Annotated in this window: 15 protein-coding genes and 1 pseudogene; 14 read left to right on the top strand and 2 right to left on the bottom strand. The window is 51.7% G+C overall.

Annotated elements, in window-relative coordinates; all coding sequences use genetic code 11:
- Nucleotides 1-141: 141 nt before the first annotated feature.
- The gene (gene mobQ / locus FGS84_RS20765) at nucleotides 142-1,587 is read left to right on the top strand and encodes a MobQ family relaxase (protein ID WP_076917517.1); all 1,446 of its coding nucleotides are present in this window, start codon (nucleotides 142-144) and stop codon (nucleotides 1,585-1,587) included.
- Nucleotides 1,588-1,694: 107 nt separating this feature from the next.
- On the opposite strand, the gene FGS84_RS20760 is transcribed toward mobQ, so the two are convergent.
- Together FGS84_RS20760 and FGS84_RS20755 are read right to left on the bottom strand one after the other, a co-directional pair.
- Nucleotides 1,695-1,985: a type II toxin-antitoxin system YafQ family toxin gene (locus FGS84_RS20760; RefSeq protein ID WP_002596328.1), complete on the bottom strand. Its 291-nt coding sequence runs from the start codon at nucleotides 1,983-1,985 to the stop codon at nucleotides 1,695-1,697.
- Complete coding sequence (locus FGS84_RS20755; RefSeq protein ID WP_005924829.1) at nucleotides 1,982-2,260, bottom strand: type II toxin-antitoxin system RelB/DinJ family antitoxin; 279 nt, start codon at nucleotides 2,258-2,260, stop codon at nucleotides 1,982-1,984. The genes FGS84_RS20760 and FGS84_RS20755 overlap by 4 nt, the downstream gene beginning before the upstream one ends.
- 126 nt (nucleotides 2,261-2,386) lie before the next feature.
- Between FGS84_RS20755 and FGS84_RS20750 the strand changes: the two genes are divergently transcribed.
- The 13 genes and pseudogenes from FGS84_RS20750 (at nucleotide 2,387) to FGS84_RS20690 (ending at nucleotide 13,696) form a co-directional block, all read left to right on the top strand.
- Nucleotides 2,387-2,785, top strand: a complete 399-nt coding sequence (locus FGS84_RS20750) for a cysteine-rich VLP domain-containing protein (protein WP_007860226.1) — start codon at nucleotides 2,387-2,389, stop codon at nucleotides 2,783-2,785.
- Nucleotides 2,786-2,898: 113 nt separating this feature from the next.
- Complete coding sequence (locus FGS84_RS20745) at nucleotides 2,899-3,648, top strand: phage replisome organizer N-terminal domain-containing protein (protein WP_007860225.1); 750 nt, start codon at nucleotides 2,899-2,901, stop codon at nucleotides 3,646-3,648.
- Nucleotides 3,645-4,508 (top strand): ATP-binding protein, encoded by an 864-nt coding sequence (locus FGS84_RS20740; protein WP_007860224.1) that lies wholly within the window; start codon nucleotides 3,645-3,647, stop codon nucleotides 4,506-4,508. Before FGS84_RS20745 ends, FGS84_RS20740 begins: the two co-directional genes overlap by 4 nt.
- A 43-nt stretch (nucleotides 4,509-4,551) precedes the next feature.
- Entirely contained in the window at nucleotides 4,552-4,746 is a 195-nt protein-coding gene (locus FGS84_RS20735) for a transposon-encoded TnpW family protein (RefSeq protein ID WP_002596333.1), read from the top strand.
- A 77-nt stretch (nucleotides 4,747-4,823) separates the two neighbouring features.
- Nucleotides 4,824-5,189 (top strand): hypothetical protein, encoded by a 366-nt coding sequence (locus FGS84_RS20730; RefSeq protein WP_007860222.1) that lies wholly within the window; start codon nucleotides 4,824-4,826, stop codon nucleotides 5,187-5,189.
- A gap of 95 nt (nucleotides 5,190-5,284) precedes the next feature.
- Nucleotides 5,285-6,100: pseudogene (locus FGS84_RS20725) on the top strand (TraM recognition domain-containing protein); the annotation flags it as partial.
- A gap of 219 nt (nucleotides 6,101-6,319) precedes the next feature.
- The gene (locus tag FGS84_RS20720) at nucleotides 6,320-6,538 is read left to right on the top strand and encodes a Maff2 family mobile element protein (RefSeq protein WP_003525154.1); all 219 of its coding nucleotides are present in this window, start codon (nucleotides 6,320-6,322) and stop codon (nucleotides 6,536-6,538) included.
- A 69-nt stretch (nucleotides 6,539-6,607) separates the two neighbouring features.
- The gene (locus tag FGS84_RS20715; protein ID WP_118749555.1) at nucleotides 6,608-7,477 is read left to right on the top strand and encodes a VirB6/TrbL-like conjugal transfer protein, CD1112 family; all 870 of its coding nucleotides are present in this window, start codon (nucleotides 6,608-6,610) and stop codon (nucleotides 7,475-7,477) included.
- Nucleotides 7,478-7,498: 21 nt separating this feature from the next.
- Nucleotides 7,499-8,803, top strand: coding sequence for a DNA (cytosine-5-)-methyltransferase (gene dcm / locus FGS84_RS20710; RefSeq protein WP_006776398.1), 1,305 nt, complete (start codon nucleotides 7,499-7,501; stop codon nucleotides 8,801-8,803).
- A gap of 2 nt (nucleotides 8,804-8,805) precedes the next feature.
- Nucleotides 8,806-9,273: a PrgI family protein gene (locus FGS84_RS20705; RefSeq protein ID WP_006776397.1), complete on the top strand. Its 468-nt coding sequence runs from the start codon at nucleotides 8,806-8,808 to the stop codon at nucleotides 9,271-9,273.
- Nucleotides 9,218-11,617 carry a VirB4-like conjugal transfer ATPase, CD1110 family gene (locus FGS84_RS20700; RefSeq protein WP_138310254.1) on the top strand — a complete coding sequence of 800 codons (2,400 nt, stop codon included), beginning with the start codon at nucleotides 9,218-9,220 and terminating at the stop codon, nucleotides 11,615-11,617. Before FGS84_RS20705 ends, FGS84_RS20700 begins: the two co-directional genes overlap by 56 nt.
- 2 nt (nucleotides 11,618-11,619) lie before the next feature.
- Nucleotides 11,620-11,994, top strand: coding sequence for a DUF3851 family protein (locus tag FGS84_RS20695; protein ID WP_002569211.1), 375 nt, complete (start codon nucleotides 11,620-11,622; stop codon nucleotides 11,992-11,994).
- Entirely contained in the window at nucleotides 11,987-13,696 is a 1,710-nt protein-coding gene (locus FGS84_RS20690; protein ID WP_118524100.1) for a CHAP domain-containing protein, read from the top strand. The genes FGS84_RS20695 and FGS84_RS20690 overlap by 8 nt, the downstream gene beginning before the upstream one ends.
- Nucleotides 13,697-13,722 lie beyond the last annotated feature (26 nt).

Below are 13,722 nucleotides of genomic sequence, written 5' to 3'. Positions count from 1 at the left end.
CCCTGCCGGGGGCGTTGCGTACTTCGTCCGCGATGGGAAGCTACGCTCCCCAAACCCCTTGTGCGCTCTGCGCAGTCGTCGGACACCCGCTTTGCATTTGTCCGGCTCCACAGAGCCTGCTATCCCCCTCACTGAAAGGAGGTGTTCCCCATAGATTTCTGTCATATCCCCGTCAGTATCATCAAGCGCAGCGCAGGCCGTTCTGCCGTTGCCGCAGCTGCTTACCGCAGCGGAACCAAGCTGACAAATGAATGGGATGGAATGACCCACGACTACACCCGGAAAGGCGGCATTGTCCATGCGGAGATCATGCTGCCTGCCCACGCCCCGCCAGAATTTGCAGACCGTTCTATCCTCTGGAACAGCGTGGAGCAAATCGAGAAAGCAAGGGACAGCCAGCTTGCCCGTGAGATCGAGGCAGCCCTGCCCCGTGAACTGTCCGGCGAACAACAGCTTGCCCTTGTGCGTGCCTATGTGAAGGACAATTTTGTAGACAAAGGAATGTGCGCCGACTTTGCCATCCATGACAAGGGAACCGGCAACCCTCATGTCCATATCATGCTGACGCTCCGGCCTCTGAAAGAAAACGGACAGTGGGGCGCAAAGTGCCGCAAGGCATACGATCTGGACGAGAATGGACAGCGTATCCCGGATGGGAAAGGCGGCTGGAAAAATCATCGGGAGGATACGACCGACTGGAACGATAAAGGAAATGTGGAGATTTGGCGGGCAGCGTGGACAGCCTACACCAACCGGGCGCTGGAATCTGCCGGTAGACCGGAGCGCATTGACCACCGCAGTTACAAGCGGCAGGGCATTGATAAAATTCCCTCTGTCCATCTGGGGCCAGCTGCCAGCCAAATGGAAAAGCGCGGTATCCGCACCGACAAGGGGGAAGTAAACCGACAGATCGTCGCCGACAACAAACTGCTGAAAGAAATTAAAGCCCGCATTACCCGTCTTTATCGCTGGTCGAAAGACGAAGCGGAAAAACCACAAACACAGCAAAGCAGCTTGACTGCTTTGTGGGAGGCCCAGCAGCAGTTGAACACTCCCCGCACCCGCACCGGCAAAATCCGGGCTTTGCAGGAAAGCGCTGCACTATTCAGCTTTTTACAGGCAAACGGCATCCAGTCTATGCAGCAGCTTCATGAAAAAATCGCTGATATGAACAGCCGTTACTATGACCTTCGCGGAAAGATTGTCAAGGCTGAGCGCCGGATCGCCATTCTTACCGAACGCGGGGAGATGTGGGAACAGTACAACCAGTACAAGCCCATCCACAAACAGCTTGCCAAAGTAAAGCCGGAAAAGCGGGAACAGTTTGAGCAGCGCCACAGCCGGGAACTGATCCTGTATGACGCAGCAGCCTGGTATCTGAAAGAACTGAAAGACAGCGGCGAGGGGATCACCCCGAAGGCATGGCAGCGGGAGATCGACCAGCTGACCGCCGGAAAGCAGACGGACACGCTTGCCATGAAATCCATGAGGGAGGATTTGAAAGCAGTGGAACGGCTCCGCAAAACCGCCGAGCAGCTGTCCCGACAGGAAAGGGACAAGTCTCACGACCGTGGGCCGGAGCGGTAAAGGCTACCGCGTTTTGGCGTACCCCTGTCAAGTGTGTCGCGTTTCACGACATACCTTTGCATACAGAAAAACCGCCGTACAGGTTTCCCCATACGGCGGCAGACTGTTTATTTGCCGAACAAGTCGCTGTGTGTGCCGGTGCGGGCCAGCGTCAGCACCAGAACATCATCCTCTATGCGGTAGACAAGCAGCCAGTCCGGGAGAATATGACATTCCCGATGGCCTGCCCAATCGCCGGACAGGTCATGGTCGCGGTTCTTATCCGGCAGCGGTTCGCCCATTGCCAGCAATGCTACGACCTGCTCCAGCAGCTCAATCTTCAAGCCACGCTTTATGGCTCGTTTGTAGTCTTTTTTGAAACTGGTCGTGTACTTGACGGTATATTTGGTTTCTTTCATCTTTTCAGGTCAGCAAACAACTCGTCAAGGTCATTGTAGCCCTTTACAGACGGGTCTTTTGCAATCCTTTCCGCTTCCAGCATGGCAGCAACCGTTTCTTTGTTCGGCTGTTCCAGCCTTACCTCAAAGGGAATGCCGCCTTCACGAAGCGACTGGCGCACAAAGATGTTAAACGCCGTAGTCAGGTTCATGCCAAGTTCAGTAAACAGTGCGTCCGCCTGCGCTTTCAAATCTGCGTCCATGCGGATACTGATGTTTGTGGTATTTCCAGCCATACGATCAACCCCTTTCTGCTGGCAATTATAGTATATGCCATTTGCACGAAGAAAACAATACTTTGCACGAATATTTAACAATAAATTCATTCGAGGAGGTTACACGCTTTATGAAAGAAATCATTTATGAAGAACAACAAGACTGAACCTATCCCTGTCATGGATTACCGCCAGTACCGCAGAGCGCGGAGGCTGGTGCATGAGTGCTGTAACTACATTGACGGAAACTGTATCGCCCTGGACGATGGGGAGGAATGCATCTGTGTCCAGTCCATTTCCTACTCCCTGTTGTGCAGGTGGTTTCGGGCGGCGGTATTGCCGCAGGATAAGGAACTGGAAACGGCGCTGTTCCACCGACTGAATGCGAAGAAATGCGCTGTATGTGGGGCGCTGTTTACCCCCGGTTCTAACAGGGCCAAATATTGCCCGGAATGTGCCGCGCGCATGAAGCGGATCAACGCCGCAAAGCGCAAGCGGAAACAACGGGAGAAATGTCACGCTTTAGGGGCTGAAAAACCCTTGTAAATCAAGGCTTTTTTCGAGGGTGTCAAAGGCAGGCTGATAGATTTATCCTCTGACTCCTAAAATAGCCTTAAAATGCGTACAGAATCCCAAGAGAATCCCCAAGGAGGAACCCTATGTCAGACAATCGAAAATATTATTACCTGAAACTCAAAGAAAACTATTTTGACGATGATTCTATCGTGCTGCTGGAAAGTATGCAGGACGGTGTGCTGTATTCTAACATTCTGCTCAAGCTGTATCTGAAATCGCTGAAACATGGCGGGCGGCTCCAGCTTGACGAGGACATTCCTTACACGGCGCAGATAATCGCCACCATCACCCGCCAGCAGATCGGCACTGTGGAGAGAGCCTTGCAAATCTTTTTGAAGCTGGGTCTTGTGGAAGTGCTGGACAGCGGCACATTCTACATGAGCAACATCGAACTTTTAATCGGCCAGTCCTCTACCGAGGCTGAGCGAAAGCGGGCTGCAAGGCTTCAAAATAAGGCTCTTTCTGCGCTCCGGACAAGTGGCGGACATTTGTCCGACATTCGTCCACCAGAGATAGAGATAGAGTTAGAGAAAGAGATAAAGATAAAGAGAGAGATAGAGAAGGTACGCCCTGAAATGGGGCACCCTTCCCACACCTATGGCCGTTACCAGAATATTTTCCTGACGGATGAAGAACTGGCTGACTTGCAGGCCAGTTTTCCTGCTGTATGGGAACAGTACATCGAAAAACTGTCCGAGTACATGGCTTCTACCGGCAAGCGTTATCAGAGCCATGCAGCGACCATCCGGCGCTGGGCCGGTGAGGACGCTAAAAAAACTGTCACACCCTCACGCAACCGGGATTACAGCGTAAAGGAGGATGAAACTGTATGATTGAGATTACCGCAGAAATCCGGGCGTTCATCGACAAGGCAGCTGCCGGTGTGGAATTGGCTGAGGACGAGTATATAGACTTGTCAGACGGGCTCATTCACTGTAAGAAATGCGGCGGCCAGAGGCAGACCGTTGTGCCATGCTTTGGGAAATCCGGCTACTTTATGCCGCGTTGCATCTGCCAGTGCCAGCGGGAAGCTGAGGAGCAGCGCAAGGCTGCTGAAGAACGGCAGCGCCGTATGGAGCGTATCAAACGCCGAAAGGCACAGGGCTTGCAAGACCGTTATCTGTACGACTACACATTTTCCAATGATAACGGGCAAAACCCATTGATGGACAAGGCTCATGCCTATGTGGAGAACTGGAAAGAGGCATATAAGAGCAATATCGGGCTTTTGCTGTTTGGAGATGTGGGAACCGGCAAGTCTTTTTTCGCCGGATGTATTGCCAACGCTCTACTTGACCAGGATGTGCCGGTGCTGATGACGAACTTTCCCACCATTCTGAACCGCCTGACCGGGATGTTCGCTGAGGACAGGTCGGAGTTTATTGCCAGCTTTGATGAGTATGACTTGCTTATCATTGACGATTTGGGTGTAGAGCGCAGTACCGAATATGCTATGGAGCAGATGTTTTTCGTCATTGACAGCCGCTATCGCAGCCGCAGACCCATGATTATCACAACAAACTTGAAACTGTCCGAGCTGAAAAACCCGCCTGATCTGGCCCACGCCCGTATCTATGACCGTATTTTGGAACGGTGTGCGCCGATCCTCTTTGACGGGAAGAATTTTCGGGAAGAAAATGCCGGTGCTACCCGACAGACAGCAAAAGACATTGTAAACAGTAAGCACGACTGATTTTTTACCGGGCGGCACAGACCCGTTCGGAGAAAGGAGCGCCATGAACAAAGAACCCCGTACTATGCAGGTGGCAGACGCCGTTACTGCGTCCAGAGCGCCGGAAAACACGCCGGCGATGGTAAAGAAAATCGGTAAGACGACCTACAAGGTTCATGTCCATTTCAGCAATACCAGCACAGAAACCATGAGCGATAAAATCAAGCGTATGCTCAAAAATGAAATTCAGCAGATGTGACAGACTGATAAACGAAGCCGCCTTGTGCTAAACTGATGATGGTATGCACCAAAATTTTTGTCAAGGAGGACACAAAAATGCTTTACACAGAAAAAGAGAAACATGAAATTGAGCGAGTAAAGGAAGTCTTTGCGGAACATCTGCGGCAAAGCCCCGATTTTGAACTGCTCTGGTCGGACAAGGTGGGCTATGTCTGGCTGACGATTGGCGTAAATCCGCTTTATGTGGATACCGGTATCAGGATAGAATCAGCCGCCGATCTCTGCGGCAGGTGTTTGGACGATGTTGCTACGGATGTTTTGTATATGACGGGCAACGATCATGCACTGGAAGCAGCCGACCCGCTGGAATTGGCCGAAATCAAGCGGCGCTGGGAGTCATATATCAACCAGCTGCCAGACTACGCGTATCTCTGCAAAGACCTGCTGAACGGAAAAATGTAATCTATCAAACGAGGTGTCAGGAGCCATACAATGCTTCTGGCACCTTTTTTGTAGATTTTTTGTGAATTTGATTAAAAAGTCCTTGACAATTTGTCTCTGGAAAAACAGCCAAGTCGATTTTGATTTCCTGCGGCGCTCGCCTTGCCGTGTTCGACATTGCAGAGTTGCGTGAGGTCACGGCTTATGATGAGCTGGAGCTGGATACTCTGGGAGACAGGAAAACTGCCCTGTTCCTCATCATGAGTGACACTGATGACAGCTTTAATTTCCTTATATCCATGTGTTATACCCAGCTGTTTAACCTGCTCTGCGAAAAGGCCGACGATGTGTACGACGGCAGACTGCCGGTTCATGTGCGCTGTCTGATCGACGAGTGCGCCAACATTGGCCAGATACCCAAGTTGGAAAAGCTGGTGGCCACCATCCGAAGCCGTGAGATCTCCGCCTGTCTGGTGTTGCAGGCGCAGAGTCAGCTCAAGGCGATTTATAAGGATAACGCAGATACCATTATCGGAAACATGGATACTTCCATCTTTCTGGGCGGTAAGGAGCCGACCACTCTCAAGGAGCTGGCCGCCGTGCTGGGTAAGGAAACCATCGACACCTACAACACCGGAGAGAGCCGTGGGAGGGAAACATCCCATTCACTCAACTATCAAAAATTGGGGAAAGAGCTGATGAGCCAGGATGAGCTTGCTGTTATGGATGGCGGCAAGTGTATCCTCCAGCTGCGCGGTGTGCGTCCTTTCCTTTCGGATAAGTACGACATCACCAAGCACCCCAATTTCAAGTACACTGCCGACGCGGATGACAAGAACGCTTTTGATATTGAAGCATTCTTGTCCGCAAGGCTGAAACTCAAGCCCAATGAGGTCTGCGATGTATATGAAGTAGACACAAAGGGCGCTTAATTTCGTTCCGCTTTAGAAGGGAGTGATCTTATCTATTCGCCGCATCTGCCCTCTATGGGCCATTGGCGTACAAAGCGGACAATCGCGAGAAAAAATAATGAAAAAGGAGGACAGCCGGAATCATGCCCCCGGAAACCGGGCGGCAGATTGTTCCGGCTTTTGTATGCCTATGAAACATGACAAACCTATTTTTTAATCAGATTCCGGCTAACAAACTATATGGCATTTTTTGAACAGGCAATCACCGTTCTTCAGACCCTCGTTATCGCGCTCGGTGCCGGTCTCGGTATCTGGGGCGTTATCAACCTGCTGGAAGGTTACGGCAACGACAACCCCGGCGCCAAGAGCCAGGGCATGAAGCAGCTCATGGCCGGTGCTGGTGTAGCCGTGGTAGGCATGGTCCTTGTACCTCTGCTCTCCGGGCTTTTCTCTGTCTAAGCGTCTCCGTATGAAATCCTTGCCGCTCCCGCAGTTTTGCGGGGGCGGCGGAAAGGAGGTTGACACCGTATGGATTTCTTACTTGAAGCCCTGACAAATTGGCTGAAAGAAATGCTGGTGGGCGGCATTATGAGCAACCTTTCGGGGATGTTTGACAGTGTAAACCAGCAGGTCGCGGATATATCCGTACAGGTAGGCCAGACCCCACAGGGATGGAATGGCAGTATTTTCAGCATGATTGAGAATCTGTCCAACTCCATCATGGTGCCGATTGCAGGCGTGATCCTGGCTATCGTGATGACCGTAGACCTGATCCAGATGATCGCAGACAAGAACAACCTGCATGATGTGGACACCTGGATGATTTTCAAGTGGGTGTTCAAATCAGCCGCTGCCATCCTCATTGTCACAAATACATGGAATATCGTGATGGGCGTCTTTGATATGGCGCAGAGCGTAGTGGCGCAGGCGGCAGGGATTATCAATTCGGATGCGTCCATTGACATTTCCTCAGTTATGACCGATCTGGAACCGAGGCTGATGGAAATGGATCTGGGACCGCTGTTCGGACTGTGGTTCCAATCCCTCTTTATTGGCATTACCATGTGGGCGTTGTATATCTGTATCTTTATCGTGATTTATGGCCGTATGATTGAAATTTACCTTGTGACATCCGTTGCGCCCATCCCCATGGCTGCCATGATGGGCAAGGAATGGGGCGGCATGGGCCAGAACTATCTGCGCTCCCTGCTGGCGCTGGGCTTTCAGGCGTTTCTCATCATCGTCTGCGTGGCAATTTATGCTGTGCTGGTGCAGAACATCGCTCTGGAAGATGACATCATCATGGCGATCTGGAGCTGCGTGGGCTACACCGTACTGCTATGTTTTACGCTGTTCAAAACCGGCAGTCTCGCAAAATCAGTCTTTCAGGCTCATTAAACCATTGCTGGGAGGTACATTATGAAAGAGATAACTTTAGGAACACTTTTTGACGGGATAGGGGGTTTCCCCTATGCCGCCTTATTTTATGGAATCCGTCCTGTCTGGGCAAGTGAAGTTCTGCCGACAGCCATATCGGTCACAAAACGGCATATTCCAGAAATGGTCCATGTAGGAGATATTACAAAACTGGACGGACGCAAGCTGCCACCTGTGGACATCATCACTTTTGGTTCACCCTGTCAGGGGCTATCCATCAGCGGACGCAGGTTAGGGTTAGCAGATGAGCGTAGCGGGTTGTTTTCTGAAGCAATCCGTATTATTCGAGAAATGCAGGAGGTAACACATGGACAATATCCGCAAATCGCAATATGGGAAAACGTCCCCGGAGCTTTGTCATCCGCAGGAGGATGTGACTTTGCGGCTGTGCTGCAAGCGTTCACAGAAACCCCGGTTCCAATGCCTTATTCTGGGCGATGGGCCAACGCCGGAATGGTACGAAGCCGAGGAATTGATCTCGCTTGGTGCGTGTACGACGCCCAATATTTCGGAACAGCACAGCGACGCAGGCGCGTGTTCCTTGTCGCTGATTTTAGAGGAAAATGCGCCGGACAAATACTTTTTATCCCCAAAAGCCTGCGAGGGTATTTTGAATCGGGCGGAACGCCGCGGCAAGCACTTACCTCCTTTGCTGCAAGCAGCGCTGGAGGAACAGTCCCGCAAGACCGATATTTGAGCGATACCGAAGTGTACTGCATTGTGGGCAATATCATTGGACGCCAGCCGCATAACGGTGGAAATGGAGCTGGATACCAAAGTGACATTTCTTATACCCTGACAGGGGCAGACCGTCATGCGGTTGTTGCGCCGCTTGTCATACTCAACGACCAGGGCGGAGCTTCTATGAGCGTGGAGCGCAGTAATATTTCTCCTACTCTGCGAAGCCAGACACACGGAAATCTGCCAATCATAGCTGCTATGTCACAATCTCCGCCCGCCATGGTCAGCGCCGGTTTCCGCTATAAAGCAGGAAGTGCGGCCGGCAGTATAGGGTATCAGGAGGAATTGGCTCCAACTCTTATGGCATATCAACCTTGCGGAGCGTTGGTCGCCCAACCGGAGAGAAAATATATTGTGCGTCGGCTAACCCCTATGGAGTGTGAGCGGTTGCAGGGATTCCCGGATGGATGGACCGCATACGATTTTGAGCATGGGATAATCAGTGATTCAAAGAGATATGAGATGTTAGGAAACAGCGTGGCTGTTCCCTGTGTTGCTTACATCATGCAAGGGATTTATCAGGTGCTGTCAGAAAGGAGCGTGTAATTGTGGCTTATGTACCCGTACCCAAGGACTTAACAAAAGTCAAAACAAAGGTCATGTTCAATCTGACCAAGCGGCAGCTTATCTGCTTCACGGGCGGAGCGCTTATTGGCGTACCGCTTTTCTTTTTGCTCAGAAAACCTACCGGAAACAGTGTAGCGGCTATGTGTATGATACTGGTTATGCTGCCCTTCTTTATGCTGGCTATGTACGAAAAGCATGGACAGCCCCTGGAAAAGATCGTGGGCAACATTCTCAAAGTAGCTGTGATCCGTCCCAAGCAGCGACCTTACCAGACCAACAACTTTTATGCCGTATTAAAGCGGCAGGAAATGCTCGATAAGGAGGTGTATGACATTGTTCACCGCAATAAAAAAATGGCTGCATCGGATGTTCGGAAAAACCGAGGAAAAAGCTGTGCAGCCGGTCAAAACAAAGAAAAAGCTGTCCCGCGCCGACAGAAAGCAGATTGAAGCTGCCATTGCCCGCGCCAATCGCACGGACAAAAAGGAAAAATCCGCGCAGGACAGTATCCCTTATGAACGGATGTGGCCGGACGGGATCTGCCGGGTATCAGACGGTCACTACACAAAAACCATTCAGTTTCAGGACATCAACTATCAGCTTTCACAGAACGAGGATAAAACCGCGATCTTCGAGGGCTGGTGCGATTTCCTCAACTACTTCGACAGCTCGATTCAGTTTGAGCTGTCTTTTTTGAACCTTGCCGCATCGGAGGAAACCTTTGCCCGCGCCATCAACATCCCCCTTCAAAGGGACGATTTTGACAGCATCCGGGTGGAGTACACCACCATGCTGCAAAACCAGCTGGCAAAGGGCAACAACGGCCTTATCAAAACCAAGTATCTCACCTTTGGCATTGACGCGGACAGCATCAAGGCGGCCAAGCCCCGTTTGGAGCGCATTGAGACCGACATTCTCAATAACTTCAAGCGGCTGGGTGTGGCGGCGGAAACGCTGGACGGAAAGGCGCGGCTTGCCCAGCTGCATGGTATCTTCCACATGGATGAGCAGCTGCCGTTCCGTTTTGAGTGGGACTGGCTCCCCACCAGCGGCCTGTCCACCAAGGACTTTATCGCCCCCAGCTCCTTTGAGTTCCGCACCGGCAAGCAGTTCCGCATGGGTAAAAAGTACGGAGCCGTCAGCTTCGTACAAATTTTGGCCCCAGAGTTGAATGACCGGATGCTGGCTGATTTTCTGGACATGGAAAGCTCGCTGATCGTCAGCCTGCACATCCAGTCGGTGGATCAGATCAAGGCCATCAAGACGGTCAAGCGGAAAATCACCGATCTGGATAAATCCAAAATTGAGGAACAGAAAAAAGCTGTCCGTGCCGGATATGACATGGACATCATCCCTTCCGACCTTGCCACTTATGGTGTCGAGGCCAAAAAGCTCTTGCAGGATTTGCAGAGCCGCAACGAGCGAATGTTCCTTGTGACCTTCCTGGTGCTGAACACGGCAGACAATCCCCGCCAGCTGGACAACAATGTGTTTCAGGCAAGCTCCATCGCGCAGAAATACAACTGCCAGCTGACCCGTCTGGACTTCCAGCAGGAAGAAGGGATGATGAGCTGCCTGCCTTTGGGTCTCAATCAGATCGAGATTCAGCGGGGGCTGACCACCAGTTCCACGGCGATCTTTGTGCCGTTTACCACCCAGGAATTATTCCAGAACGGCAAAGAAGCGCTGTACTATGGCATCAACGCCCTGTCCAACAACCTTATCATGGTGGACCGCAAGCTGCTGAAGAACCCCAATGGCCTGATTCTCGGTACGCCGGGTTCCGGCAAGTCCTTCAGCGCCAAGCGAGAGATCGCCAACAGTTTCCTGCTCACTTCGGATGATGTCATCATCTGCGACCCGGAGGCAGAGTACGCCCCTCTGGTGGAGCGTCTGCATGGGCAGGTCATTAAGATTTCGCCTACTTCCACCAACTACATCAACCCCATGGATTTGAACCTGGACTATTCGGATGATGAAAGCCCGCTGTCCCTCAAGTACGACTTCATTCTCAGCCTGTGTGAGCTGATCGTGGGCGGCAAGGAGGGCTTGCAGCCGGTGCAGAAAACCATCATCGACCGCTGTGTGCGCCTGGTCTATCAGACTTACCTCAATGACCCGCGCCCGGAGAATATGCCGGTTTTGGAGGACCTATATAACCTGCTCCGTTCACAGGAGGAAAAGGAAGCCCAGTATATCGCCACGGCCCTTGAAATCTATGTAACCGGCTCCCTCAATGTGTTCAATCACCAGAGCAATGTGGACATCAATAACCGCATTGTCTGCTATGACATTAAGGAGCTGGGCAAGCAACTCAAGAAAATCGGTATGTTGGTGGTCCAGGATCAGGTGTGGAACCGCGTTACCATTAACCGCGCTGCCCACAAGTCCACCCGTTATTACATCGACGAGATGCACCTGCTTTTGAAGGAGGAGCAGACCGCCGCTTATACGGTGGAAATCTGGAAGCGATTCCGCAAATGGGGCGGTATTCCGACAGGTATCACCCAGAATGTCAAAGACCTTTTGAGTAGCCGCGAGGTGGAGAACATCTTTGAAAACTCCGACTTCGTGTATATGCTCAACCAGGCAGGCGGAGACCGTCAGATTCTCGCCAAGCAGCTGGGCATTTCCACGCACCAGCTTAGCTATGTGACCCACTCCGGTGAGGGCGAGGGCCTGCTGTTCTATGGCTCCACCATCCTGCCCTTCGTTGACCACTTCCCGAAGAATACTGAGCTTTACCGCATTATGACCACCAAACCCCAGGAACTGAAAAAGGAGGATGAATAACTATGAAACAGAATATTTGCGAACTTGATACCATGATTTTTTTCCGTGAGGCATTGGAGGCTCACGAATTCATGTTGCTTCCGGTAATGGCCTCCGCTGTTGTTGAGTGTCGTACCGCTGACAAAGAACTCAAAACCTTGAATGAGGATGGCGAAATTGGTCTTGCCCGTCTCTTTTCGATTTGGGCGAATATGATGTGTGCCCCTGGTGCAGCAACCATTGTAGGGTGCAGACCTATCACAATGCTCTCTGAGATTCTGGCGCAAGTCCATGCGTATCTCACCGTGCATCCGCTATATGATCCGGAAGGTTTGGCCCTCTATGTGGAGCTGCACCACATGATGGATGCTATCCTAATGGGTGATTGGTTTGAATAAAGAGCCGCGCCTGCGCTTTACTGATGAGGAACGGGCTGACCCTGCACTGGAAAAGCCGATCCGCAAAACGGAGAAAGCTACGGCCAGAGCAGATAAGGCGCAGGCCAATATTCCAAAGAAAAAAGTCAGACAGACGGTCATTGACCCGGACACCGGGAAAAAGACCTCGAAGCTGACCTTTGAGGACAAGAAAAAACCACCTTCCAAACTTTCTCAAGGGGTTAAGGAAGCTCCCGTCCATCTGGTCGCGGGCAAGTTTCACAAAGAGATCCGGGAAACAGAACAGGACAATGTGGGTGTGGAAAGCGCCCACAAGTCCGAGGAGGCGGTGGAGACCAGCGCTTATCTGGTGCGGGAGGGCTATCGCAGCCACAAGCTGAAGCCGTACCGCAAAGCAGCCCAGGCCGAGCAGAAGCTGGAAAAGGCAAATGTAAATGCCCTGTACCAGAAGTCCCTACGGGAAAATCCTCAGTTTGCCAGCAACCCTCTCTCCCGCTGGCAGCAAAAACAGAGTATCAAAAAGCAGTATGCCGTCGCCAAGCGCACCGGTCAGACTGCCGGAAATACCGCCCAGGCTGCGTCCAAAACCGGAAAAGCCGCAAGGACGGTAAAAGAAAAGGCACAGCAGGCAGGGGCATTCGTCATGCGCCACAAGAAGGGCTTCCTGATCGCAGGGGTTTTGTTCCTCATCGCCTGTATGCTGATGAATACCATGTCCTCCTGCTCTATGATGGCACAGAGTATTGGTTCTGTAATTTCCGGCACTACCTATCCATCGGATGACCCGGAAATGCTGGCGGTGGAGGCAGATTATGCAGACAGAGAAGCTCGGTTGCAGGAGAAAATCGACAACATCGAAAGCAGCCACCCAGGGTATGACGAGTATCGCTATAACCTGGATATGATTGGCCATGACCCCCATGAGCTGGCGGCAGTTCTCTCTGCTGTCTTGCAAGGCTATACACGCCACAGCGCACAGGCAGAGTTGAGTCGTGTGTTTGATGCACAGTATCAGCTCACGCTGAGAGAAGAAATTCAGATTCGCACTTACACTGACGAAGATGGGGATGAGCATGAATATGAATATCGTATTCTCCATGTAACTTTAACGAGCCGTTCCATTGCCTCTCTTGCGCCAGAACTACTGACTCCGGAGCAGATGGAGATGTACCAGGTCTACCGACAGACTATGGGCAATAAGCCGCTGTTGTTTGGTGGCGGTTCTCCCGATACAGGTGTTTCTGAAGATTTGACTGGTGTTGAATTTATCAATGGCTCCCGCCCCGGCAATCCGCAGCTGGTGGAACTGGCGAAAAGTCAGGTGGGCAATGTGGGAGGACAACCTTATTGGAGCTGGTACGGCTTTGACTCCCGTGTGGAATGGTGTGCCTGCTTTGTATCATGGTGCTATGGTCAATCCGGTCGAACGGAACCACGCTTTGCTGGTTGTCAGTCTCAGGGCGTTCCGTGGTTCCAGTCTCATGGACAGTGGGGCGCACGAGGATATGAAAACATTGCCCCCGGTGATGCCATTTTCTTCGATTGGGATCTGGATGGTTCCGCAGACCATGTGGGAATTTTTGTCGGCACCGATGGCAGCCGTGTTTATACCGTGGAGGGAAATTCCGGCGATGCCTGCAAGATCAAAAGTTATGACCTGAATTATCAGAGTATCAAAGGCTACGGCCTAATGAACTGGTAACAGAGATTTTTTAGAAGGAGTGATAG

It is taken from the genome of Clostridium sp. 1001271st1 H5, assembly GCF_005845215.1.
Taxonomy (GTDB): domain Bacteria; phylum Bacillota; class Clostridia; order Lachnospirales; family Lachnospiraceae; genus Enterocloster.
Note: the sequence above shows the minus strand (reverse complement) of the source record. Positions and strands in the feature narration are given on the sequence as shown.